The sequence below is a fragment of the Acinetobacter sp. S40 genome (assembly GCF_016624705.1).
Taxonomy (GTDB): domain Bacteria; phylum Pseudomonadota; class Gammaproteobacteria; order Pseudomonadales; family Moraxellaceae; genus Acinetobacter.
Window position 1 is genome coordinate 93,969 of the sequence record NZ_JACVTU010000001.1, and the last position, 22,814, is coordinate 116,782.

The window sequence follows — 22,814 nt, forward strand, 5'->3', positions numbered from 1 at the left end:
TTAACACGCACTCAATAGATGTACAGCACGTTGCAAGGTTTGTTCAGTTTTGGCAAAACAAAAGCGAATTAAGCGTAAATCTGAAGGTGGGTGTTTATAAAATACAGATAGAGGAATAGCGACGATACCTTTTTCTTCCGCTAGAAAATAGCACATTTCAATATCATTTAAATCAGGACGAATTTCACTGTAATCAACTGTTTGAAAATAGGTGCCTTGGCACGGTACAAATCGAAAACGCGACTGTTGAAGACCCTGATTAAATGTATCTCTTTTGATTTGATAAAAATTGGCCAGTTCAGTTATATGCTCAGGGTGTTGTTGCATATAGTGCGTTAAGGCAATTTGCGCAGGCGTATTGCCACAAAAGTTTGCGTATTGATAAATCTGTCGAAATAGGTGCATGAGGGGCGCAGCAGCAACGCAATAACCAGTTTTCCAACCTGTTACATGAAAGGTTTTACCAAAAGAACCAACGACAAAGCTACGTTCTCTTAATTCAGGGAAGTGCAAGGCACTCCAATGTTTAGCCCCATCAAAGATGAGATGCTCATAGACTTCATCCGACAATACCAATAAGTCGTGCTTTTCGACCAGTTCAATCAACTGCTGCCAATCCTGATACGACCAAATGGTACCTGTTGGATTATGCGGCGTATTGACGATAATCATACGGGTACGTGGGCTGATATGGGCTGCAACCTGACCCCAATTTACTTTAAACTCAGGGGCATCCAGCGCAATATGTACAGGAATACCCCCTGCAACGCGTACCGCAGGGTCATAACTATCATAGCTCGGATCAAAAATGATAACTTCGTCACCCGTATGGATCGTGGCTTGAATGGCAGCAAATAAACCGATAGTTGCACCAGGAGTAATGGTGATCTGCGTTAAAGGGTCAAGGGTGACCTGATCGCGTTGCTGAAATTGTAACGCAACCTGTTGGCGCAAAGGCAAATAGCCATCCCCTGCAACGTATTGATTGTGTCCGTTTCGAGTCGCTTCACATAAAGCTTCAATCAAATCGGGTGGTGCAGCAAAATCAGGGAACCCTTGAGAAAGATTAAGCGCATTTAAGCGTTGAGCCAACGCAGACATGGTACTGAATATAGTCACGCCTTGATCAGGCAATTTGGATGACAGTTGCATGGCTCAAACGGTTCTCATCTGGAAAAATAATCTTATAGCATATAATCGACTAGCGCGCGGATGATGCCTAATACCAGACCAATAAATGCACCCACCACGACGCCATTGACGCGGATCATATGCAGATCACCACCGACTTCATTTTCAATCTTGGCAATCATTTCCCGTGAATCCCATTCATGAATCCGTTCACTGATATAACGAATGATTTTATCGCTATATTGATCGCTAAAAGTAATGGCCAGCCCTTTCATTTTTTCATTGAGCACTTCACGTACGGCCGTGTTCTGGATCAGATTATGTCCTACCTGCTCAATCGCTACCCGTAAATTTTGAGCAATGCCAGAATCTTCTTTAAGTAAATCCTGTTTGATGGCATGACATAAAATGACGACAGCACCACTAATAAAATTGAGTACTTGTGGGCTATCTAGCAGAGCATTTTTACCTTCATTTAAACGACGACTTGCTTCACTGTCTGCATCGGCCAGTTGCAACATCATACTTTGTGCACCCTGTTCGATGCCTTGTCGCCACGGATGTTCAGGGTCGGCTAGCATTGACTCGACTTTTTCGATGAGGGAATCAATAGTGCGTTGTTGTACATCTATCCCGATCCAACTGGCACCTTTAGCCAGTTTCCACACGCCAAGTTCTTTAAACAGGGTACGTGTCAGCTCACGTGCCTGATCAGGATGGGTCACAATCCATTCATGGGCGAGATCAAGCCCGCGTTGTAGTACATCCTGATGGAAGTCATTTTCCAAGACGGCACGTAACATTTCACTGGCAAGTGAGTTGATTTGGGTGTTTTTAACCCATTGCACACTATTGGTTTGAATAAAACGTGCAATTTGTTCCTGACTGATAAACTCAAACAGTTTAGGAAGCGTTTGCTGAATCAATTGCACGATTTGCGTATTATTTTTAGGATTGGCCAGCCATTGCCCAATTGCCAGACTTAAATCAATCGTGTTTAAGCTGCGCTCGACAACTTGAGGCGATAGAAAGTTTTCCTGTACAAAACGGCCCATCGATTCTGCAATACGGGTTTTATTACGCGGAATAATTTCAGTATGGTCCAGCAAAAACTTGGGAATTGGAATTTTGCCAAACGGATTGCGAAACAGCACTGTAATGGCATACCAGTCGGCTAGCCCCCCGACGACCCCCGCTTCTGCGGAGAGCATCAAAATATGAATGATCCATGCATATTCAGGCCAAAATTTTGCCATAACCATGAGTACGATCCACGCCGCAACCGCGCTCAGTAGCGCAATTGTGGCATAGCGTCTACTCCGACTTAAACTCGGAGAATGAGATGTTTCTTCAACCTGCATGCAAGCATCCTGTCTTAATTTTTGTTATTGCTGCTGCCCGTCGTAGGTTGAGAGTTTACTGGTTGAGGCAATAACACTTCACCAGACGGACTTAAGCCATATTTTTTTCCTAATGACTGTAAGATCAAGGTCGCATCAAACGCATCACTGGATGCAGTTTTTTGATCTTTATAACACTCTATACTATACGACACTTCGACGGGATCGATATTGACCACACGTGGTGAATCATAGAAGGGATCCGGCCAAAAACCAGGATAACGGCGATAATAACCGTATGGATAATAATTGGGTGATGAATAAACCACAGCCTGTCGTGGAGGCTTTTGCGTTTGGTTACTTGGATCATCCATTACTTTGAAATAGCGAAAACCATTTTGAACCGTGGTTTGTGCGGCTTTGACCAGCGTAATTTCCTCAGCCGTACCATAACTCATATTGGGATCGGCTTTAAAACTGATTCGATAAATCTGGTTATTCAGCGGATATGTGGCAAATTGCCCGAGTTGATCAAAAGTCCTCGGTTTTTGAGGCGTGGTCGCGCATCCAGAAAGCACCAAAAGACTTGCCAATGCGGCACTGAGAGATAGATATTTCATCACGAACTCCTTTTATATGACATGCACGGAGTAAATAAATACGGTTTAAAAACTACTGTTGGGTTGGGTTAAAAATTCACGTTCTTCAGCAGTTGATTCACGACCTAAAACTTCATTACGATGCGGATAGCGTCCAAACCGATCAATAATAGCCTTATGTTTTTTCTCAAAGTCCAGATTAACAGGGTTACCCAGACGCTGAAATAGTTTCAGTGCAAACTCATGAATCAATTTGGATTCGCTATGCATGAATGGCATGTATAGGAAAGAACGCTGCGGTGGGCTCAGTTCTGCATCTAGTTGCAGGCTAATAGCTTCCTGAGCCAATGTGAGTGCCATTGCATCATGGGCAAAGGCTTGCGCCTGATCCCGATATAAATTTCTGGAAAATTGATCTAGTACAATGATTTCTGCAAGACGACCTTCGGCATCCTGACGCCAAGACCAGAGTTCTGCCTGCGTAGCTTGACGATGAACTTCAGCAAATTGGCTGTGAATCTTTGCATCAAATTCATCACTTTTTTTAAACCATAAGGGTTCTTGTTCAGGATTAAACCAAAAATTTAGAATATCTTGTGGATTCATTGTAAACGACTCTTTTCCTATTTATTCTTCAATAAAATCACAAAACAAGCATGTCTTATAGACCAAGTTTGTGATAAAAAATTGCCAAAGTGAAATTGCTAATTTTCATAAATCATATCAGGGTGCTGCGCTGTCTAGCAGATTTCACGTTATACTAAAGTCATGATTTTTTTCATCGTTCTTTAAATCAGCGAGCAGGTGTACATGAGTCAACCCAAATCAGCTTCTCCAACTGTCGTGCCGACGTGGGTAGATTCTTCACTCTTAAAAGGTATGTTGCGTGGGATTGAGCGCGAAAGTTTGCGTATGCAGAGCAATGGCTTTCTATCGCAGAACCCTCATCCCAAAGCACTGGGTTCAGCCTTAACACATCCACGGATTACCACGGACTACTCTGAAGCACTGATGGAATTCATTACGCCGCCTAAAGAGACCATTCCTGCGGTTTTAGAAGACCTCAAAGACATTCATGCAGTGGTTCATCGCCATTTAAATCCTGGCGAAAAACTATGGCCTTTGTCCATGCCTTGTATGCTGGATGACAAAGAAGAAAATATTCCTTTAGCCGATTACGGAACATCGAATATTGGACGTTTTAAAACGCTATATCGTCGTGGGCTTGGGGTGCGCTATGGTCGTCGTATGCAAACGATTTCTGGGGTTCATTATAATTTATCTTTCCCTGAATCACTGTTTGCTACATTACAGCAACATGAAATGGATCCTGCATTAAAACAGCTCAATGCACAGGATTATCGAAGCCATCGTTATTTCGGTCTGATTCGTAATTTTATTCGTTTAACGCCTTTGGTTATTTTTTTGGTGGGTGCCAGTCCCTCGGTATGTCGCTGTTTTTTGACAGGACGAGATCATCATTTACAGCCTTTAGTCAAAGGAACCATGTATTTGCCAGATGCAACAGCATTGCGTATGGGACGTTTAGGGTATCAAAACTCGGCACAGAAACAACTGGGCATTCATTATAATGATATCAACGCCTATCTGGAGGGCTTGCAAAAAGCAGTCAAAACCCCTTATCCGCCGTTTACCGAGTTAGGTTTAAATGATGAACAGGGTGAACCGATTCAGATTAATGACCATGTACTGCAAATTGAGAATGAATATTACAGTCTGGTACGACCAAAACAAGTACCAGAAAACGGTGAAACACCGTCACAGGCTTTACAGAATCGTGGTGTAGGATACGTTGAACTGCGTGCGGTCGATGTCAATCCTTATAGTCCAATTGGGATTGATGAAACCACAGCGGGCTTTTTGGAAGCGCTGGCGTTGTATTGTTTATTATTAGAAAGTCCTACAATTAATGACGATGAACAGGATTTAATTGAAAAAAATCAAAATACTATAGTAAATGATGGGCGCTCACCAGAGGCCAAAATTATTGCTCAAACAGGGGAGCAGTCTGTACAACATTGGGTACTGCAGCATCTTGAGCAGATACAAAAATGTGCAAATTTGCTAGATGAACTTTATCAAACCACCTTGTACAGTGATGCCCTTCATATCATGGAGCAACGTGCCCAAAAGATTGAGCAGACGCTTTCTGCTCAAGTAGTTGAAGATACGTTAACCCATGGAGGAACCTGGAATTTTGGTAGTGTGCTGGCACATAACTATGCCGAAATGTACAATGAATATGAATTAAGTGTTGAAAAAGCTACTTATTTTGAGCAGTTAGCTCAACAGTCTTTGCAACAACAACATCAACTAGAGCAAGAAAGTACAATGAGTTTTAACAGCTATCTTGCCCAATTTAGATAAAAAAAAGAGGTATATCCATGCAATGGCGTAATTATCGCTTTATCAATGGATTATTGGTACTTGCCAGCATTATTGGCATGTCATTTGCGCTGTATTTGGAACATGTCAAAGGACTGGATCCTTGTCCTTTATGTATATTTCAGCGCGTTGGATTGATGGTCATGGGAATTTTTGCCCTGATTGCATTTTTACATAATCCTGTTTCAAATACAGTTAAACGTTTCTATACGCTGCTTGCGACCTTAGGAATTTTATGGTCAGCTGGGGTGGCGGTACGTCATGTCTGGTTGCAGACATTACCACCCGACCAAGTCCCTAGTTGTGGTCCAGGACTCAACTATTTACTGGATGCGTTACCATTAAAAACAGTTTTGAGCGAGGTACTTTCTGGCTCTGGAGAGTGTGCAGCGATTGATTGGACATTTTTAGGATTCTCTTTACCTGTCTGGTCACTGGCATTTTTTAGTGTGTTATTCGTGATCTGTTTATGGCAGCTATTTAGAACTTACCCAGTTTCAAAATGAGGAGCAATGCTCCCCCAAAACAAACCCTGAGTTGTGTTTAAAACAGCGTAAGATTTGCAAGCTACATTTTCAGCATGGCGGCTCATCTTACGCTTGTACAAAGCGTTGCTTTTCTATGCGCTTAGGTTTCAACAATTCCCGTGAGATCAGTTAAGTCATAATTTTGCATATTGATCATATGAGTTTGGACGCCTAGACACGCATAATCATCATGTTCAGGATAAAACCAGCGAGTAATTTGTTCAGAAACACTGGAATGGTACTGAATTTCAAAATGATTCAATCCATAAAATACAGCTTTATGAGATTCGGGTAGCTTGAGTTGGAAGCGTGGATTTGGATGCTCTCCTAATGCACTTTTAACACTGACCAGATAGTCGCCAATAATCGAAAGAGCTTTTCGGTTTTTTTTCTGACTTTCGTGTTCAACTGTTCCGGCTACAAAGAACGCATTAATATGTGAAGGTAACGGAGCAGGTTTGCGATTATCATCCATCAGGCCAATGCGAGCTTCCAGATGCTCCCAGTCATCATCACGAACACTGCCATGACGTAAGTCTAAAATACCATTACTGCGAATATTAACGAGATGACCAATCAGCTTGACGAATGGAAAACTTCCCAGTCTTTCTTGCAGCGCAAAGCCAAAGCGTTCTAAAACTGCGCCATGATGCGGTGAACCAATACAGACCAGATTGCCCACCATATGTGTCCACTGGTGCATATTTTGTTTGCCATAAAATAAAGCACTACGCGACACTAAACCACCCATACTATGTCCGATTAGATCAATACTGGTAATGCGTGGGTTACGGTTAATCAGGTCTTCCAGCGTATTGGCTAAACTACGACCATTGGCCGAAATACGCCGCCCCGTGTTGTAATTCAGGTACAGCATAATATTATGATCACGTTGTGCCAGTAGACGCTCCCCAATTCCACCAAAATTACGATTGGTCCAGTCCGTGTGATTCATACACAGACCATGGGTAAATATCACAACACGACCTGCAATATCGCCCTGCTGCAATGCGCCGTAGTGATCATACAACACCATTGGCAATGCCATAGGGTTTTGATGTTTGAGTAGATAATCTCCTAATACACCATTTAAGGCACCTACCATAAAGTGCAGAGTGGGTGTCAAAGGTTTATCGTGTAATGTAGGAAATTGTTCAATAATACGACGTAAACTTGGAGCAAGAAAATAACGTCCATATTTTTGTAAGCTACTATATGACCAGTGTTGTAAGCGTTCAATCCTCGGGATTTTTAAAAATCGACGTGATTGCTGGTCACTCATACCGAAGGTACTTTGTAATACTTCACGATGAATGATCTGAACAATATCGTGAACCCCTAATAAACTGGTGCTGACCAGCTGTGCCAAACCTTCAAGCACATCGGCCTGACTCGGTGGCGTACGATCCCATTTACAATAGGTTTCGTGTAATGGCGTTAAACTTGGCATTTCCAAATCCTTGATTCATGCACTCACCTGATACTTTATTTTTCATTTGCTTCAGGTTATAAAACGATTATATTCATCTTAGGTGTTGCATTCACAACACGTTAAAAATACTGATGAATGACCAGTTATTTTTATTTTTTTGTCTAACAATTTAGTGACACATACAAATTAAAACATATTTGTGATAAATATCACATTATTGACGGTGATGCTTTCCAATGAATCTGATTTATTTACATGGCTTTCAAAGTAGTCCTTTGTCGATTAAAGGGCAACAACTCAAGCAATATTGTCAAATAAATCATCCTGAGATACGAGTACATTTACCTGACTTAAATTTACCGCCTTTGATGGTGATGAATGTGATTCAGCAGTTCATTGAAGAATTGGATCAGGTTGTGCTGGTGGGAAGTAGCTTTGGTGGTTTTTATGCGACCCAGTTTGTCGCTAAGTATGCATTACCTGCTGCATTGGTTAACCCTGCTGTGCGACCATGGCAATTGTTTCGGGATTTATTCGGTGTAGATCAGATCCCCTATTGGGTGGGTGAGCACTGGACATTAACCGCGCAACATCTGGATCAACTTGAACAACTGGCTGTACCATATGCAGATGCTGCCGAGAAAATACTCGTGCTACTCCAGCAGGGTGATGAAACTTTGGATTATCGTGAGGCACAGCGGTATTATAGTCAGCCATCGCATAGCGCCTTGATTTTATCGGATGCGCATGGTAACCATGCAATGGATGATTTTGAACAAAAAATACCGTTGATTCTTGAATTTTTAACCTATTCGCTTAAATAAGGAAATCGTACAAGGTGTCACAATATACGGCTCAATCGCTTGAAGTTTTATCAGGTTTAGACCCTGTGCGTCGTCGTCCGGGTATGTATACCGATACGACACGTCCAAACCATCTTGCGCAGGAAGTGATTGATAACGCCGTCGATGAGGCGTTGGCTGGTCATGCCAATAAAATCTGTGTCACGGTATATAAAGATGGTTCATTGTCGGTTGAAGACAACGGTCGTGGTATGCCTGTTGATATTCATCCTGAATATGGGCAAAGCGGTATAGAAATTATTCTGACCAAACTGCATGCGGGTGGTAAATTTAGTACTGATAACTATCAGTTTTCAGGTGGCTTGCATGGCGTAGGGATTTCTGTAGTAAATGCCCTATCTAGTCGGGTTGAAGTTGACGTTCAGCGTCAGGGTAATCTCTATAAAATGGCTTTTGAGCAGGGCGAACCCGTTGCACCGCTTGAGGTATTTGAAGGTAAAGTGGCAAAACGAGCGACTGGAACGACAGTACATTTCTGGCCAGAAGCCAAATATTTTGACAGTCCAAAATTTGCCCTAAAAGCACTAAAGCATAATTTAAAAGCTAAAGCAGTTTTAGCAGCTGGACTCAAAATTAGCTATATCGATGAAATCAACGATGAAAAAATTGAATGGCAATTTGAAAATGGTTTAGTCGACTATTTGATGGATGAGCTGGAAGATCGTGAGATTGTCCCGATGCCTGCTTTTGTCAGTAATGGTCAAGCCGAACGTGCCAGTTGTGAGTTTGCAATCTGTTGGAATGTTGAGGGCGGTGAACAAATTCAGGAAAGTTATGTCAACCTGATTCCCACCGCACAAGGAGGAACGCATGTCAACGGTTTGCGTTCTGGCGTAACCGAAGCTTTACGTGAATTCTGTGAACTACGCAATTTATTACCCCGTAATTTAAAACTCTCCGCAGAAGATGTCTGGGATGGCGTGAATTATATTCTTTCACTTAAGTTTCAGGAACCTCAATTTTCAGGTCAAACTAAAGAAAGACTGTCCAGCCGTGAAGCATCTGGCATTGTTCTGAATATTTCTAAAGACGCTTTTGCCTTATGGCTCAACCAAAATTCAGAGGTTGCCATGCAACTGGCTGAAATGGCCATTTCAAAAGCAGGTCGGCGTTTAAAAGCGGCCAAAAAAGTCGAACGGAAAAAGATTGTGTCAGGTCCCGCCTTGCCTGGAAAACTTGCAGATTGTGTGGGTTTGACCCGTGAAGAATCTGAGTTATTTATTGTCGAGGGTGATTCTGCGGGAGGAAGTGCCAAACAAGCGCGGGATAAAAATTTTCAGGCTATTATGCCAATCCGTGGAAAAATCCTGAATACTTGGGAAGTCTCCTCTGATGAGGTGTTGGCTTCGCAAGAAGTACATGACATTGCCATTGCGATTGGGGTCGATCCAGGAAGTGATGATTTATCAGAATTACGTTATGGCAAAGTCTGTATTCTGGCCGATGCCGATTCAGATGGTTTACATATTGCGACCTTGCTTTGCGCTTTATTTGTCAAACATTTTCCTGCATTGGTGGAAGAAGGCCATCTGTTTGTGGCAATGCCCCCCCTATTTCGTATTGATGCTGCAAAAGATGTTTTTTATGCACTGGATGAGGATGAGCTTGAAGCCATTCTAGGCAAAGTCAAAACCAAAAATCCACAAATTACCCGATTTAAAGGTTTGGGCGAAATGAATGCGGGTCAATTGCGTGAAACTACCATGGATCCAAATACGCGGCGATTAGTACAGCTTGATTTGGATGATGCACATCTCACCGCGGGCCTGTTGGATAAGTTACTTGCAAAAAAACGTTCTGGCGATCGTAAACACTGGCTAGAACAAAAAGGTAATTTGGCAGATATCCCTATTTAAAGCATACTCTGTATCTAAACCTATTAAGATCATGTGTAAACTAGATTAATGCAGTTGAGGGATAAGCTTAAGTACCTTTTCCATTTTGAGCTTTTCCATGCTTGCAAGGTGTTGGAAACGGCCATGAATATGCTTTAATTCATCTTTTAAGCTCTGTACCGCCTGTTTTAAAGAAGAAACAGGCACTTCAAACCCTGTGTGATCATGACTGGCATCTGGTTTAAATTTGACCATATCTCCTTCATATTCACATAACACTTGGGGGTGGCCAATCCAGAACTGTTTTAGGTTGCCCTGAGCTAAATGATCCCATGCATGTATATCATTTAAATCTGAACAGCAGCGGGGTAGTAAGATAGGCTGTTGCTCGGCATTGAGTAACACATATCCTCCGTTTAAGGATGTATTTTTAAAGATTGTATCTTTAAGAATTTTACTGAGATTGGCATCTGAAATGTCGTGAATTGCGTATAAGTAATAATCGGGTATCAACGAAATAAACGGATCTGCAAAGCCGTAACTGTGGTAGCTTGGCTGACGGTTATCTAAATCCAGCACGGGAATAAAGCGTATATCCATATCGTTATTCTCATCTTGAGTCGTTGTTATAAATACACAGCTATATATTCTGATTATGTTAGCTGCTTAAAAAGTATGCATTAAATGTTGCTAACTGTCTTCAGTTTCAGACGAATATCTATAACAAGCTCTCATTTTGAATGTGCCGATCAAATCAATTTTGATGATTTAAAATAACGACTTGAGCATGATCTAATTTTCTACTTGATAATAGGTTCCACCCGCATAGACATTATGTCCAAAACCACAGCCTGAATTATTTTCATTTTGCTGTACTTCAATTTTTCGACCATATTGATCCTGACCAAGCTTAAGATCAATTTTGCAATCTTCATAACGATAGCTGGCCTGATTTGCTGAAAAATGCATACGGGTTTCAAAAGAACCCATATTGGGGCCATAGATTAGGCCACGTAAACCAAAATAATAACCATCAAATGCCAGTTTATAAGTTTTTGCTGTTTTAGAAATCTTAATTGTACTCCACTGGCCATAACCTGCGGATCGCACATATAATCCCTCGACTGTATTGCTGACTTTGGGGAGTTTAAGCTGTTTTAAATTGTATTGACTGATTTTGGCACTGGGGCTACGTAAAAACCATGCTCTGGCCCATAAGGGCTTACCTAGTTTGGCATAAGTTAAACCGACATTATTGTGAGCAAGTTCCACATCACGATCACTAAAATGAGGAGAACTTTGGTCTTCATTAAATTGGCAAAATTGCGTCCAACCAGCTTGACGTTCAAAATATGGAACAGCTTTATTGTATTGTTTTTGGTCGTAATATTTTTTGCCAAGCGCAGCATCACTTTTTACCTTGGCGCAGCCTTGTTGTAATTCCTGTTCAAAACTGAGTTCGGCAAACGTAAGCGGTGATATCAAAAAGCCGCTCCCTAAGAGTGCCAAAATAGAATATTTTATTTTCATTGTTTATCGAGCGTAGTTTAAATTTTTATTCTAAGAGCCATCTTGTATAAATAAAATAACTGCTCTGTAAACAAGTACAAAGCAGTAAATTGGTCTGTGATGACAGGAGATTAAGCTTCGATCGTCACTGAATGAGGAAAAGTATATACATCACAATTCGGCCCTGAACCGATACGATCGACCACAGCAAAATCACTGGGAGATTCAAGCGTCAGCAACGGGTGATGCCATGTTCCAGCTCGATAGTTAACACCTTGCGTACCATCACTCATAAAAGCATGAATCTGGTCAATATTGGGTTGTTCAGGGTTTAAGCTAGGAGCCACCACGATCAGAAATTTTTGACCTTGCATTGGAATAAATGCCTGAGAACCCTGCGGATGACGTTCTAACATATGAATGGCTAAAGGGAGTGTCGTGGTTTTAATATTGCGAAAAATACTAATCCCAGCTTTTGCTTCACCTTTGATTTCAGTTTCAGCCAGATCATGATAACGTTCTGTATGTGCATCATTGATATGGAAAAACGCATGCCCGCTACAGCCAATAACTTCGCCGAAAGGGGCAAAGTTTTCATGGGTGAGTGGCAGGATTTTAATCACAGTTTTTGACATATTGTTCTCGGCTTAAGCCAGCTTTCCCCAAAGACGAATTCGGCTAATACCACCATCTGGAATCATATTGACACGAATATGAGAAATTTTTTCATGCGCTAAAATTTCATTGATATAGTCATGAATATGATCCATTTGCATGTCCTGAGCATTGAGTAGAAATGGCCAGAACATACTTTGCGGAATGAGCTGCGGATCGGTTGCATCTTCAATATACACTGCCTGAATGGAAACCTGTGCAGGGTAATTGCCCTTAAAATGGGCGGTATCAATTTCAATTTTATCAATTTTACCCGCCTGACCCAGCGCCAAAATACACCAGTCAAAACCTGGCGCACGACGACGTTTAGTTTCCCAACCATCGCCCATGTTGATACCACGGTCTGGATTGATCAAATTGCGTGGATGACCAAAATGCGCATCGCTATAAGCAATGACACGTCCACCGTTTTGCAAGGCTAATAAATCAAGGGGTTCGGTGGAGTTGGTTACCTGAATTTGTACTTCACCGTAGACCCGTAAACGCGCGACGCCGCCATCAGGAAAAATATTAATACGGATATGAGTGAAGACATTTTCATTTTCAATGTCAAAAATATGGTGCTGGCTTGGCCCCAGAATACTATTGGCTAAAATGGGCTGCCATAGTGCATTTTGTGTGTCATTATTTGGTGCATAGCAGCCTTCCAATGAAGCAGAAGCAGGATAGTTGCCTGTAAAAAAAGTAGTATCGACATCAACTGCCTTGATTTTGCCTGCGACGCCAAGTTTTACAATGCACCAATCATAACCAGAATGTCGTTTACGACGCGTTTCCCATCCATCCATCCATTTGCCATGATCATCAAATTTATCTTCAACGAAAATAGGAGCTTCAAATTGTAACATGCGTTTTGCTTCTGCAAAAAAATCATCTGAACATTCAACAATTTGTGCGCCAATACGGCTATCTGCCAAGTTGGTTAAAGAGTGCAGTTGAGGGGGAAGTTCAAATGTTGGAGCGAGAAGCGTAGCCATAAGTGATATACCGTGATTTGCAGTGAGATGAAAAAAGTTTACTTGAGTCAGGGTGCATTTTTAACTCAGAATGAAAGAAAAGTGCATCATCATTGCACTTTGCTATGCAGGGTATATGCCAATTCTAATAATAGGTTGTATTTCCCTACACATGGCATGGTTTTCGCTATAACAGGGATAATGTTGCAAGATACACAAGGGGAATTACACAATGAATATTGTTATTATCGGTGCAGGTATGGGCGGTTTGACCACTGGAATCGCATTAAAGAAATTTGGGCATCAGGTGACAATTTATGAGCAAGCTGAACAAATTCTTCCTGTGGGCGCTGCAATTTCATTGTGGTCAAATGGGGTAAAATGCCTCAACTATCTAGGGCTGGGTGAGCAAGTGGCAAAGCTCGGTGGAGTCATGGATCAACTGGCTTATGTGGATGGTCTAACAGGTGAGGTGATGACCCAGTTTAGCTTGCAACCGTTGATTGATGAAGTCGGACAGCGGCCTTATCCTGTTTCCCGTGCAGAATTACAAAATATGCTTATGGATGAGTTTGGACGTGAAGATATTCATCTCGGTAAGCGTATGGTTACTTTGGAAGATCAGGGGGAACAGGTTTCAATCCAATTCGCTGATGGTTCAAGTATCGCCACAGATTTATTGGTAGGTGCCGATGGTACACATTCGATTACCCGTGCTTATGTATTAGGTGATCAAGTAGAGCGCCGTTATGCAGGTTATGTCAACTGGAATGGCCTAGTTGAAATCAGTGAAGAATTGGCACCTGCGGATCAGTGGACCACGTTTGTGGGCGAAGGCAAACGTGCATCCTTAATGCCTGTGGCAGATAACCGTTTTTATTTCTTTTTAGATGTACCTCTGGACGCGGGTTTAGAAAATAATAAAGCCAATTATCAAGAGACATTAAAAGGGTATTTCACGGGCTGGTGTACTCCTGTTCAACAGTTGATTGATCGTCTGGATCCACAAAAAACTAATCGTGTTGAAATTTGTGATATTGAACCTTTTACTCAGTATCATAAAGGTCGTGTTGTGATTGTCGGTGATGCAGCGCACAGTACGACACCTGATATTGGTCAGGGAGGATGTCAGGCCATGGAAGATGCGATTTATTTAGCACGTTCGCTACAGATTAATACATTAGGTGTAGCCGATGCATTACGCCGTTATCAGGATAAGCGTAATGAACGTGCTAATGAACTGGTTTTACGTGCACGTAAGCGCTGTGATGTGACCCATATGAAAGATGAACAAGTCACTATGTCATGGTATGAGGAACTGCGTCAGGAACAAGGACCCCATATCATGCGCGGTATTATTAATAATATCGTAGGAAATCCGCTGGATTAATCTTTCATTTTCTTGGCAATACCCACCTCTAAAAGACAGCTTGTTGCTGTCTTTTTTACATTCAGTAATTATCGCATGACAAATCGTTAAGCATTTGTTGTTTCAGTCACGTTAAGCTAAAGGCAAATAACCATGATATGAGCAATAATAATGAATGCTGTATTACTGGCGCTTGAACCGAATGATCTGGAAATTTTAATGATCGAGGCTCAAACACTTGATGAGGTTTACCATGCGCCATCGATTCGCGCTAAATTAAATGTGGGTGAGACATGGCAGGCTTTACAAATATTACTATTCAAAGATGAACGCACGGCTCAAGACCAAGCTCTTCATTTTGCGATTCAAGCAGAATATGCATTTTCTCATCCAGCTTTAAGCGTTGCAAACTTGCGCTACAACCCTGTGATAGAAGTGGATGAGATTGCCAACGCTCTGGAGCGGATTTCAATTGATGACTTTAAGCATCGTTATGATCCAGCACTATTAAACCAGAAAAAAGTATTTCCATTTCACTGGGGTAATGATGTTGATAAAGAACAACGTGAATTACTGATGCTATTTGCCCAACTCAAAAACTTTTATGAACTGGCTCAACAGCATAACCACGCGGTGATTACGCTGCAAAGTAAGCAGATTATGTCGGATGTGTATTATATGACTCAAGCTTCATCTAACTGAAGTTGCATAAACACCAGATCACGCCAATGTCCAAATTTTTGTCCAACTTGTGGCAAATAACCTGTTTGTACAAAGCCTAAACGTTCATGCAACACAATAGAGGCTTTATTTTCGCTGTCAATTGCACCGATCATGATATGAAAAGCTTGTGCTTTGGCAAGTTCAATCATCTGCTCCATTAAGATTTTACCTAGTCCGCGGCGTTTGTACTCAGGAGAAATAAATACCGAATGTTCAATGGTGTGTTTATAGCCGCTAATGCTTCGAAACGCTGCATAATATGCATAGCCCGCTACGCGCTGCTGGATAGGATCATAAGCAATCCACATCGGATAATGTTCTTGTTGTAATTGTTCAAACCAGTGCCGATAGGTTTCAAGCGATTTGACTTGATCGTTCCAGTTGGCTATACCCGTAAGAATCTCGTGGTTATAAATTGCAAGAATCTGTTCTAAATCGTGTAGGGTCGCGGGACGCAACTGAAAATCCATAAGTGTATAACCTGCTGCAAAATCATAAAAATTATACGCCTAAAAGCATAGAGATTGCTTAAATGGCGTATGAAAAAAGCAAGCCCGAAGACTTGCTTTCACTTTGCCAAACCACAGCAAAATTAATTTTAAAAATGATATTTGATTAAGGCGCTGACATTGTGTTCGTCACGGCCTTTCATACCAAATTTGTTATTCCAAATTGAATGTTCAATACCTAAATACAAACGGGTATCTGGTGAAATATGTTGACCTAGATTCCATTTATATTGTGTGGTCCAGTTAAGTTCGCTAGCGTGATCACCTTCTGCAGTTGACCAATCCAGAAACCCGTCCACTAAAAACTCTTCCGATGAAACTTTAAATGGCAACGCATACGTCGCTGTCATTTGGTAGTCATCATCCGTACTTTCGTTATTAGCGCGATAGAAGTTCAGATTGAAATACTGAAAATATGGGACATTTAAATCAACTGCAAAACCATATAGAAAGTTATCGAAACTACTAAAGTCATCGTTGTTACTTTCCCATGTCGTTGAAATCAAAACGTCCTTAATTGGACCATAAGACAATTTTTGTCCTGAAATCTCACTTAAACTAAAGCGCGGTGAAAGCTCAAAATAAGTGACTTTGTGGTCATCACCGCCACGCATGCGGTCCATAAAAAAGAAGACATCCGCATATTTGACTTTTGCGGCATACTCTAAAGTTACCGTGGTTTCTTCTTTATCTACGACTTCATAATTTTCGCCGTATAACCCTGTAATACTGAAGTCCTGCCAGATCGGTTTAGCCTGAGCCATCGTGGTAGCAGATAAAAGTGTAGCGGCAACCACCCCAAATTTAAATTTCATCGCAAATATCTCCCCAGATAAAAAGCGAGTAAAGCATACAGGCTCTTAAGCAAAAATAAAGCCAAATTTGATTAAAGGTTAAAAATATCTGGGATGAAATGTGGGCAATAAAATATAAAAAATAGAGGAGAAGACATTTTATTATGGAAATTTATAGGTTTATATTGTGTTTAGGGAGCCCTGTCAGATTCCCTAAATACATGATTTTTCATCTTAACTGCCACGATAAGTAGAATAAGCAAATGGGCTAATCAATAACGGAACATGATAGTGTTCGTCTGGATTTTCAATAAAAAATTGAATATTCACCTGTGGGAAAAAGGTTTTTAAATCATGTTGAGCAAAATACGGTGCAATATCATATTCAAGTAAATATGCACCACGTTGTAATTCTTCAAGTCCAAAATCTTTTAAGCGACCATCATCATTGGTATAACCATTGCCCAATAAGGTACGGGTTTTGGCATCGTAGAGACGAACTTCAACCTGTGGTGCAGGTTTACCTAAATGTGTATCTAAAATATGGGTACTAATCATGCTTCAATTCCTTGACTCAAGCGTAATAATGCGATGGCGGCCAACTGTTCGTGAACAATCTTTTTTTCTGTTTCCAGATCATGCTGTAAACGCTGTTGTAGGGAACTGAGAATCTGCTCGCTACTAAGCCCTGCAGCTTTAATTAAAAAGATAAAGCCAAACTTTTGCTCATAGGCGACATTGCCTTCAAAAAGCGCTTGTTGGGTTTGGGCATCTTGTTTGACGCCAGATTGTTCCTGATCTGAAAATTGAGCTTCATGTTCAGTGAGTTCCACTTTGGCTTTTTTTTCACCAATGCGCGGATGCGTGGATAGCGCGGTTTCAATTTCAGTCCATGTCCAGTTTTGGCTTTGTTGCGAGGCAGCATCCAACAAAGCTTGCGCGGAGGCATAAGGTCGTTGCTGACTTAAGTGGTCTACCCATGAAGGAATATGCACACATGCGCTCAAAAAGGGCGTTATGTGTTGGGTTGCTGTGTGATTAAACTCAGAAAAACGCACCATATTCATCCAGTATTTAAGCAGAAAATAACATCATTCATCGAGCAATTAAAATGCCAGAGAAATGGATATCTACAAAATCAAATAATGTAGATATCTATTTATTTATGTTCACTCTATTGCCTGAGTATTTAAAAATTAGCCAGTATAAGGATGGTTTTGATACCAGTGCGCTGCGATATCATTACGACGGCAAATCCAGACCTTATCATGCGATTGTATGTAATCCAGAAAACGTTGCAAGGCTTTAAAACGACCAGGACGCCCTAAAAGACGGCAATGCATACCAATAGAGAGCATTTTTGGTGCAGTTTCACCTTCTGCATAAAGAACATCAAAAGCATCTTTTAAATATTGATAAAATTGTTCACCACTATTAAAGCCACCCGGCGAACAGAATTTCATATCATTTGATTCAAGGGTATAGGGAATAATCAGGTGAGGTCTTGTCTCCCCCTCTTTATTGGTCAGTGTTGTCCAAAATGGTAAATCATCACCATAATAATCACAGTCATATTTAATCTGTGGGAACTCGGCCAAAATTTGACGGGTATTTGGGCTATCACGCCCTGTATACCAGCCGATCGGAGCTTCGCCAAATAGCGTTTCAAGAACGGAAATGGCCTGATCCATATACATCCGTTCAGTTTCGACATCCATATCCTGATAATGAATCCAGCGTTGGCCATGAGAGACCACATCATATTGAGCAGTTTTGATCGCATCGACGACGTAAGGGTTGCGTACCAATGCCATGCCTACACCAAAAATAGTCATGGGTAAGCCACGGCGCTGAAACTCTTCGTGAATACGCCAGAAACCTGCTCGGGAACCATATTCATACATTGAATCCATCGACATATGTTTGGCGGGGAAACTGGCTGCACCGATAATATCGGATAAAAACTGTTCTGAACCTAAATCACCATGTTCAATATGATTTTCGCTACCTTCTTCATAATTAAGCACAAATTGCACAGCAACACGCGCCTGATTTGGCCATTGCGCATGTGGGGGCTGACCATGATAACCAATTAAATCGCGTGAATAGGGTGCATTTTTGATCTGGTCAATCAGATCTTGTCCACGTAAATATGAAGAATTCACCATGTTGCATCCTTTTTGATCAAAATGTCATAAAAATTTAAAAAATCAGCTTGCATATTTTTGAGTATAGACAGATATTGAAGATAGAGAAGCGCTTCAAGCACTTAAAAAACAACACCAACATAAAGCATAAAAGGAGATAACAACCAATTACACAACAGAGATGTACAACAGCACCGAATTACAGCATGCTCAAAGTGTGCCAATTAAGTTTTGCATAGATGGTTATATAGAAATACTGATACAAAGAGGATGAAATCATGAATATTGAAATCCGCACAGATAAAAACATCCAAAATAGTGAACGTTTAATTGAATATGTTCGTGCAGAACTTTCTGATGAATTTCAGCGCCATGCTGAACGCATTACTCACTTTTCGGTACACTTGAGTGATGAGAACGGGGACAAAAAAAACGGCGAAGATGATATCCGGTGCATGATCGAAGCGCGTCCAGCAGGCTTAAAGCCAATTGCAGTCAGCCATAAAGCAGGAAATATTGATTTAGCCATTCATGGTTCGATTGAAAAACTAAAACGTAGCCTAGAACATACCTTCGAAAAACAGGAATCATCGCGTGGTGGTCGAGTCGAATTTGCAGACGAAGAATAATGCAATGAAGGAAGCCCTACGGGGCTTTTTTTATATTTATTTGAAAAATGAGATAAATTTAAATCAAAATATCACAAATCACCGTTAAATTTTCGGCATAATAGTAGCCAAATCCCTTTAAAGTGGTGAGATAATCCATGCTAACAGCCCAACAACAAGCCTTTGTTCAGGCCATTGAAGAATTAGACCTTGAACAGGTGCAGCGCCTGTTAGCGGCAGGTCTTGATCCAAATTTTATTGATCCTGAAAAGGGCCCACCGATTTCTGTTTTTAGTGATGGTTTATTTAAGTGGTGGGAAATGGTGTGTGAGGCTTATGAAGCTAATCAGCCCTTGAGTGAAGATGAAAAACAACAAGTATTAAAAGTACATTTGGATATTTTGGAGGCGCTGATAAAGGCCAAAGCCAACTTGCATTTATGGGATTCAGAAGAACTATATGGTCCACTTTGGGATGCGGCAAGTTCCGCATGTGTGCCTGTAGTTCAGCGTTTGCTCGATGAAAAAGTTGATCCGAATACGCGTGACGACGAAGGACTCACCATTTTATCTTCAGTCAGTGATTTATTCTTTGATTGTGAGTTTGATCAAATTAATTGGGCAGAGGCATTGCCAGAAGAGAAACAGACACTAGAGTTATTGCGTAGTCGCGGTGCAAAAATGTCGAAAGAATAAACCTGTTTTTTTGCAATAATCAGGTTAAGTAAAAAATGAACTGAATTTTGAGTGTATCCATGAACATGTTTAAAACACTAACTTTTATTCTGGCTGCGGGCGCAACGGTTGATACTTTTGCCGCTGATTTTTCTTTTGACCGTCCTGGTTCAGGTTTTGGAACAGGTATTACACCTGTAGGCCAGTTGGCTTGGGAACAAGGTTTACCAAGCGCAACGTACAATGAAACTTCTGTAGAGGGTGTCAAAGAAAAAACCGTCACTCTGAATGAAGATATGCTGTTACGTACCGGTCTGACCAAAGATTTAGAATTACAATTAGGCTGGCAAGGACCTGCGTGGTATCAAACCAAACGCGCAGGTAAAAAAATTCACGACAATGGGCTGGGCGATATCACAATAGGCTTGAAAAAAGCCATTGATTTAGATGATGATCGACTTTCAATGGCGATTTTGGCGCAAGCGCTGATCGCAACTGGCAATGATGAATTTACTGAACACGATGATATTTACAGTTTAAGTTCAGCTGTGGCGTATCAGTACAGTGATTTAATTGAAACCTCAATTACCATGAAATATGAAGTTCAAAATAGCGACTGGGCGGTAACTGCGATTCCAACGATTGGCTATAAATTAAGTGGAAAATGGTCTGGTTATTCTGAATTTGTATATCGTAAAGCTGAAAGCCAAGACTACGAATATGGACTGGGAACAGGAGTTATTTATGCCATTAATGACCGTGCGCAATTGGATGCTAGTGTCGGCGTTGGTTTAAATGGAAACGACAAAAACTATAACGGTGGTTTTGGTTTTTCTTACCTGTTCTAAGTAATTGAGGAAATAATGGCGCATTTTCAAAGTCGCAGTGGCATTTTTAACTTTTTAATTCTGTCACTTTGTTTTTTTGCGACGCAGCTCTATGCTAAAAATGAGGCATTGTTGAGTCCTGAAGATGCGTTTTCATTTTCTGTTGAGTCGCTTGATCAAAAGACCGCTGTTCTAAATTGGTCGATTCAGCCGCATTATTATTTATATCAGCATAAGTTTGAGGTCAAACAGGGTGATCATTCTCTGCCGCTGAATCTGCCGAAAGCACGGCAGCAATATGATGATAACTTTGGAAATAGTCAGGTTTATTATCAAAACGTACAGTTTCAAATTCAGACTCAACCTTCTCAAACCTATCAGGTGACATGGCAGGGTTGTGCCAAAGACAGAATTTGTTATCCTCCTCAAACCATTGAGTTTCAGACTGATCTGGATGGTCTGGTCAGTATCCAAAATACAGGGCAGTCGAAGAAAACCTTTCTGGATGCAGCTAAAGCATCTCAAAATAATGTATCAAATAGTATTTATGCTGAATCTGGTTCAGGTTCAGATGCAACAAGAAAATCTGGAGCAACAGAGGCGGCCCAGTTAAATAGCGATACTCAAGTGGCTCAGGATCAATTCTGGAGCAGTAAACTTGAGCAACATTCATTGGGGTATGGCGTTCTGCTGTTTTTGGGTTTGGGAATGCTGTTGGCTTTTACGCCATGTTCATTGCCCATGTTACCCATACTCACCTCACTCATCGTGAGGGAAAGCAAAGGTTTACGCGCATGGATCGTTGCGCTGACTTTTGTATGTAGTATGGCATTGGTGTATGCGGTACTGGGTTTAATTGCTTCATCAGCAGGACTTAATTTTCAGCGTTGGTTACAGCAGCCTGCGACTTTGATTGCCTTTAGTTTATTATTTGTGGTTTTTGCCTTAAATTTATTTGGCTTATTCGAGATCAAGCTTCCTCAGCAATTAATGAATCATTTGGATCGGATTCAATCGGTACAACGGGGGGGAACACTGCTTGGTGCTGCGATTATGGGCATGATTTCTGCCTTATTGGTTGGGCCTTGTATGACGGCTCCTTTGGCAGGAACTTTATTATTTATTTCCCAGACTCAGGATCAGTGGCAAGGGGCTTTACTCTTATTTTGCCTAGGCTTTGGCATGGGCATTCCTTTACTACTGGCCACCATTTTAGGCGCAAAAGTTCTACCCAAAGCTGGGCAATGGATGCATCAGATCAAAGTGATTTTTGCGTTTATCATGCTGGGTTTGAGTCTGTATTTCATACGACCTTTATTGCCTGCGCTTGTACTACAAATTTTAAGTCTGGCTTTAGGGTTAAGTTTTATTGCATATACCTGTTATCGTCTTGTCAAACATCATGATCGTTTACGCTGGTTGTATATTTTATTATTAATATTCGTAATTCCTGCGATCATGTTTGATCAATACCAGCATTTTCAGCGTAATCAGCTCGATCAACAGCAAGGTGCTAGTGCTTGGCATATCGCACATACTGCGGCTGAGTTTCAGCAATTATTAAACCAAGCCCCGAAGGATCCTATTGTTATTATTGATGTCTATGCGGATTGGTGTGTCGCTTGCCAACCAATTGAACACCGTATTTTAAAAGATGCCCAAGTACAAACGGCATTACAGCCCTATTATCTTATTAAACTGGATCTCAGCCAGTATGATAGTTCTCATCAGGCTTTGCTGAATCAATGGCAGATTTTAGGGCCACCGACCTATTTATTTTTAAATTCACAGCAACAGGAATTGCGCCGTTTACGATTGACTGGAGCATTTAGTAAGACTGAGCTGCTGGATCATTTACAGGCGTTAAAAAATCTCAAGGAGTAAGGTCTG

24 protein-coding genes are annotated in these 22,814 nt (G+C 41.2%); 10 read left to right on the forward strand and 14 right to left on the reverse strand.

Annotated elements, in window-relative coordinates; all coding sequences use genetic code 11:
• Genes IAE19_RS00445 through IAE19_RS00460 form a run of 4 tightly spaced genes read right to left on the reverse strand, consistent with a single transcriptional unit; the run spans window position 1 to window position 3,676 of the window.
• Window positions 1-1,152: a methionine aminotransferase gene (locus tag IAE19_RS00445; protein WP_200458984.1), complete on the reverse strand. Its 1,152-nt coding sequence runs from the start codon at window positions 1,150-1,152 to the stop codon at window positions 1-3.
• 32 nt (window positions 1,153-1,184) lie between these two features.
• Window positions 1,185-2,492, reverse strand: a complete 1,308-nt coding sequence (locus IAE19_RS00450; protein ID WP_200458985.1) for a DUF445 domain-containing protein — start codon at window positions 2,490-2,492, stop codon at window positions 1,185-1,187.
• Window positions 2,493-2,506: 14 nt separating this feature from the next.
• Window positions 2,507-3,091 carry a CC0125/CC1285 family lipoprotein gene (locus tag IAE19_RS00455; RefSeq protein WP_200458986.1) on the reverse strand — a complete coding sequence of 195 codons (585 nt, stop codon included), beginning with the start codon at window positions 3,089-3,091 and terminating at the stop codon, window positions 2,507-2,509.
• 45 nt (window positions 3,092-3,136) lie between these two features.
• Window positions 3,137-3,676, reverse strand: a complete 540-nt coding sequence (locus IAE19_RS00460) for a DUF924 family protein (RefSeq protein WP_200458987.1) — start codon at window positions 3,674-3,676, stop codon at window positions 3,137-3,139.
• A 204-nt stretch (window positions 3,677-3,880) separates the two neighbouring features.
• Here IAE19_RS00460 and gshA point away from each other — a divergent pair, with 204 nt between their 5' ends.
• Window positions 3,881-5,458 (forward strand): glutamate--cysteine ligase, encoded by a 1,578-nt coding sequence (gene gshA, locus IAE19_RS00465; RefSeq protein WP_200458988.1) that lies wholly within the window; start codon window positions 3,881-3,883, stop codon window positions 5,456-5,458.
• A 17-nt stretch (window positions 5,459-5,475) separates the two neighbouring features.
• Entirely contained in the window at window positions 5,476-5,982 is a 507-nt protein-coding gene (locus tag IAE19_RS00470) for a disulfide bond formation protein B (protein ID WP_200458989.1), read from the forward strand.
• Between the two features lie 121 nt (window positions 5,983-6,103).
• Here the strand turns inward: IAE19_RS00470 and IAE19_RS00475 are convergent, their stop codons facing one another.
• Window positions 6,104-7,453, reverse strand: coding sequence for a hypothetical protein (locus IAE19_RS00475; protein ID WP_200458990.1), 1,350 nt, complete (start codon window positions 7,451-7,453; stop codon window positions 6,104-6,106).
• 218 nt (window positions 7,454-7,671) lie between these two features.
• On the opposite strand from IAE19_RS00475, the gene IAE19_RS00480 reads away from it, so the two are divergent.
• Window positions 7,672-8,259: a YqiA/YcfP family alpha/beta fold hydrolase gene (locus IAE19_RS00480; protein WP_200458991.1), complete on the forward strand. Its 588-nt coding sequence runs from the start codon at window positions 7,672-7,674 to the stop codon at window positions 8,257-8,259.
• A gap of 14 nt (window positions 8,260-8,273) precedes the next feature.
• Entirely contained in the window at window positions 8,274-10,154 is a 1,881-nt protein-coding gene (gene parE / locus IAE19_RS00485; protein WP_200458992.1) for a DNA topoisomerase IV subunit B, read from the forward strand.
• Between the two features lie 45 nt (window positions 10,155-10,199).
• Here the strand turns inward: parE and IAE19_RS00490 are convergent, their stop codons facing one another.
• The 4 genes from IAE19_RS00490 to alc form a co-directional block, all read right to left on the reverse strand.
• A complete protein-coding gene (locus IAE19_RS00490) occupies window positions 10,200-10,733 on the reverse strand; it encodes a hypothetical protein (protein ID WP_200458993.1) in 534 nt (177 codons plus the stop codon).
• 192 nt (window positions 10,734-10,925) lie between these two features.
• Window positions 10,926-11,663, reverse strand: coding sequence for a hypothetical protein (locus IAE19_RS00495; RefSeq protein ID WP_200458994.1), 738 nt, complete (start codon window positions 11,661-11,663; stop codon window positions 10,926-10,928).
• Between the two features lie 110 nt (window positions 11,664-11,773).
• Window positions 11,774-12,277 (reverse strand): ureidoglycolate lyase, encoded by a 504-nt coding sequence (locus tag IAE19_RS00500; protein WP_200458995.1) that lies wholly within the window; start codon window positions 12,275-12,277, stop codon window positions 11,774-11,776.
• Between the two features lie 12 nt (window positions 12,278-12,289).
• Window positions 12,290-13,294 carry an allantoicase gene (gene alc, locus IAE19_RS00505; RefSeq protein ID WP_200458996.1) on the reverse strand — a complete coding sequence of 335 codons (1,005 nt, stop codon included), beginning with the start codon at window positions 13,292-13,294 and terminating at the stop codon, window positions 12,290-12,292.
• Between the two features lie 211 nt (window positions 13,295-13,505).
• Here alc and hpxO point away from each other — a divergent pair, with 211 nt between their 5' ends.
• Together hpxO and IAE19_RS00515 are read left to right on the forward strand one after the other, a co-directional pair.
• Window positions 13,506-14,663, forward strand: coding sequence for an FAD-dependent urate hydroxylase HpxO (hpxO, locus tag IAE19_RS00510; RefSeq protein ID WP_200458997.1), 1,158 nt, complete (start codon window positions 13,506-13,508; stop codon window positions 14,661-14,663).
• 150 nt (window positions 14,664-14,813) lie between these two features.
• On the forward strand, window positions 14,814-15,344 hold the full coding sequence (locus IAE19_RS00515) for a DUF1877 family protein (RefSeq protein WP_200458998.1): 531 nt from the start codon (window positions 14,814-14,816) through the stop codon (window positions 15,342-15,344).
• Here IAE19_RS00515 and IAE19_RS00520 read toward each other — a convergent pair.
• The 5 genes from IAE19_RS00520 to puuE all read right to left on the reverse strand — a co-directional run bounded on the left by IAE19_RS00520 (window position 15,326) and on the right by puuE (window position 18,833).
• Window positions 15,326-15,835: a GNAT family N-acetyltransferase gene (locus IAE19_RS00520; RefSeq protein WP_200458999.1), complete on the reverse strand. Its 510-nt coding sequence runs from the start codon at window positions 15,833-15,835 to the stop codon at window positions 15,326-15,328. The two genes, IAE19_RS00515 and IAE19_RS00520, sit on opposite strands and share 19 nt — an antisense overlap.
• Window positions 15,836-15,963: 128 nt before the next feature.
• Complete coding sequence (locus IAE19_RS00525; protein WP_200459000.1) at window positions 15,964-16,689, reverse strand: outer membrane protein OmpK; 726 nt, start codon at window positions 16,687-16,689, stop codon at window positions 15,964-15,966.
• Window positions 16,690-16,902: 213 nt separating this feature from the next.
• Window positions 16,903-17,226 carry a hydroxyisourate hydrolase gene (uraH, locus tag IAE19_RS00530; RefSeq protein WP_200459001.1) on the reverse strand — a complete coding sequence of 108 codons (324 nt, stop codon included), beginning with the start codon at window positions 17,224-17,226 and terminating at the stop codon, window positions 16,903-16,905.
• A complete protein-coding gene (uraD, locus tag IAE19_RS00535; protein WP_413784507.1) occupies window positions 17,223-17,726 on the reverse strand; it encodes a 2-oxo-4-hydroxy-4-carboxy-5-ureidoimidazoline decarboxylase in 504 nt (167 codons plus the stop codon). The genes uraH and uraD overlap by 4 nt, the downstream gene beginning before the upstream one ends.
• A gap of 138 nt (window positions 17,727-17,864) precedes the next feature.
• The gene (puuE, locus tag IAE19_RS00540; protein WP_200459358.1) at window positions 17,865-18,833 is read right to left on the reverse strand and encodes an allantoinase PuuE; all 969 of its coding nucleotides are present in this window, start codon (window positions 18,831-18,833) and stop codon (window positions 17,865-17,867) included.
• A 260-nt stretch (window positions 18,834-19,093) separates the two neighbouring features.
• On the opposite strand from puuE, the gene IAE19_RS00545 reads away from it, so the two are divergent.
• The 4 genes from IAE19_RS00545 to dsbD all read left to right on the forward strand — a co-directional run bounded on the left by IAE19_RS00545 (window position 19,094) and on the right by dsbD (window position 22,808).
• Window positions 19,094-19,444 (forward strand): HPF/RaiA family ribosome-associated protein, encoded by a 351-nt coding sequence (locus tag IAE19_RS00545; RefSeq protein ID WP_200459003.1) that lies wholly within the window; start codon window positions 19,094-19,096, stop codon window positions 19,442-19,444.
• Between the two features lie 137 nt (window positions 19,445-19,581).
• The gene (locus IAE19_RS00550; RefSeq protein WP_200459004.1) at window positions 19,582-20,118 is read left to right on the forward strand and encodes an ankyrin repeat domain-containing protein; all 537 of its coding nucleotides are present in this window, start codon (window positions 19,582-19,584) and stop codon (window positions 20,116-20,118) included.
• Window positions 20,119-20,177: 59 nt separating this feature from the next.
• Complete coding sequence (locus IAE19_RS00555; RefSeq protein WP_200459005.1) at window positions 20,178-20,945, forward strand: transporter; 768 nt, start codon at window positions 20,178-20,180, stop codon at window positions 20,943-20,945.
• 15 nt (window positions 20,946-20,960) lie between these two features.
• Complete coding sequence (dsbD, locus tag IAE19_RS00560; RefSeq protein ID WP_200459006.1) at window positions 20,961-22,808, forward strand: protein-disulfide reductase DsbD; 1,848 nt, start codon at window positions 20,961-20,963, stop codon at window positions 22,806-22,808.
• Window positions 22,809-22,814 lie beyond the last annotated feature (6 nt).

Bases quoted from the DNA above. Each gene is read 5' to 3' on its own strand.
- IAE19_RS00545 (WP_200459003.1), top strand. From the start codon at position 19,094: ATGAATATTGAAATCCGCACAGATAAAAACATCCAAAATAGTGAACGT.
- IAE19_RS00525 (WP_200459000.1), bottom strand. From the start codon at position 16,689: ATGAAATTTAAATTTGGGGTGGTTGCCGCTACACTTTTATCTGCTACC.
- dsbD (WP_200459006.1), top strand. From the start codon at position 20,961: ATGGCGCATTTTCAAAGTCGCAGTGGCATTTTTAACTTTTTAATTCTG.
- IAE19_RS00520 (WP_200458999.1), bottom strand. From the start codon at position 15,835: ATGGATTTTCAGTTGCGTCCCGCGACCCTACACGATTTAGAACAGATT.
- hpxO (WP_200458997.1), top strand. From the start codon at position 13,506: ATGAATATTGTTATTATCGGTGCAGGTATGGGCGGTTTGACCACTGGA.
- alc (WP_200458996.1), bottom strand. From the start codon at position 13,294: ATGGCTACGCTTCTCGCTCCAACATTTGAACTTCCCCCTCAACTGCAC.
- IAE19_RS00515 (WP_200458998.1), top strand. From the start codon at position 14,814: ATGAATGCTGTATTACTGGCGCTTGAACCGAATGATCTGGAAATTTTA.
- IAE19_RS00495 (WP_200458994.1), bottom strand. From the start codon at position 11,663: ATGAAAATAAAATATTCTATTTTGGCACTCTTAGGGAGCGGCTTTTTG.
- uraH (WP_200459001.1), bottom strand. From the start codon at position 17,226: ATGATTAGTACCCATATTTTAGATACACATTTAGGTAAACCTGCACCA.
- IAE19_RS00470 (WP_200458989.1), top strand. From the start codon at position 5,476: ATGCAATGGCGTAATTATCGCTTTATCAATGGATTATTGGTACTTGCC.
- IAE19_RS00490 (WP_200458993.1), bottom strand. From the start codon at position 10,733: ATGGATATACGCTTTATTCCCGTGCTGGATTTAGATAACCGTCAGCCA.
- IAE19_RS00475 (WP_200458990.1), bottom strand. From the start codon at position 7,453: ATGCCAAGTTTAACGCCATTACACGAAACCTATTGTAAATGGGATCGT.
- IAE19_RS00550 (WP_200459004.1), top strand. From the start codon at position 19,582: ATGCTAACAGCCCAACAACAAGCCTTTGTTCAGGCCATTGAAGAATTA.
- gshA (WP_200458988.1), top strand. From the start codon at position 3,881: ATGAGTCAACCCAAATCAGCTTCTCCAACTGTCGTGCCGACGTGGGTA.
- IAE19_RS00450 (WP_200458985.1), bottom strand. From the start codon at position 2,492: ATGCAGGTTGAAGAAACATCTCATTCTCCGAGTTTAAGTCGGAGTAGA.
- IAE19_RS00555 (WP_200459005.1), top strand. From the start codon at position 20,178: ATGAACATGTTTAAAACACTAACTTTTATTCTGGCTGCGGGCGCAACG.
- IAE19_RS00500 (WP_200458995.1), bottom strand. From the start codon at position 12,277: ATGTCAAAAACTGTGATTAAAATCCTGCCACTCACCCATGAAAACTTT.
- IAE19_RS00455 (WP_200458986.1), bottom strand. From the start codon at position 3,091: ATGAAATATCTATCTCTCAGTGCCGCATTGGCAAGTCTTTTGGTGCTT.
- IAE19_RS00460 (WP_200458987.1), bottom strand. From the start codon at position 3,676: ATGAATCCACAAGATATTCTAAATTTTTGGTTTAATCCTGAACAAGAA.
- IAE19_RS00480 (WP_200458991.1), top strand. From the start codon at position 7,672: ATGAATCTGATTTATTTACATGGCTTTCAAAGTAGTCCTTTGTCGATT.
- IAE19_RS00445 (WP_200458984.1), bottom strand. From the start codon at position 1,152: ATGCAACTGTCATCCAAATTGCCTGATCAAGGCGTGACTATATTCAGT.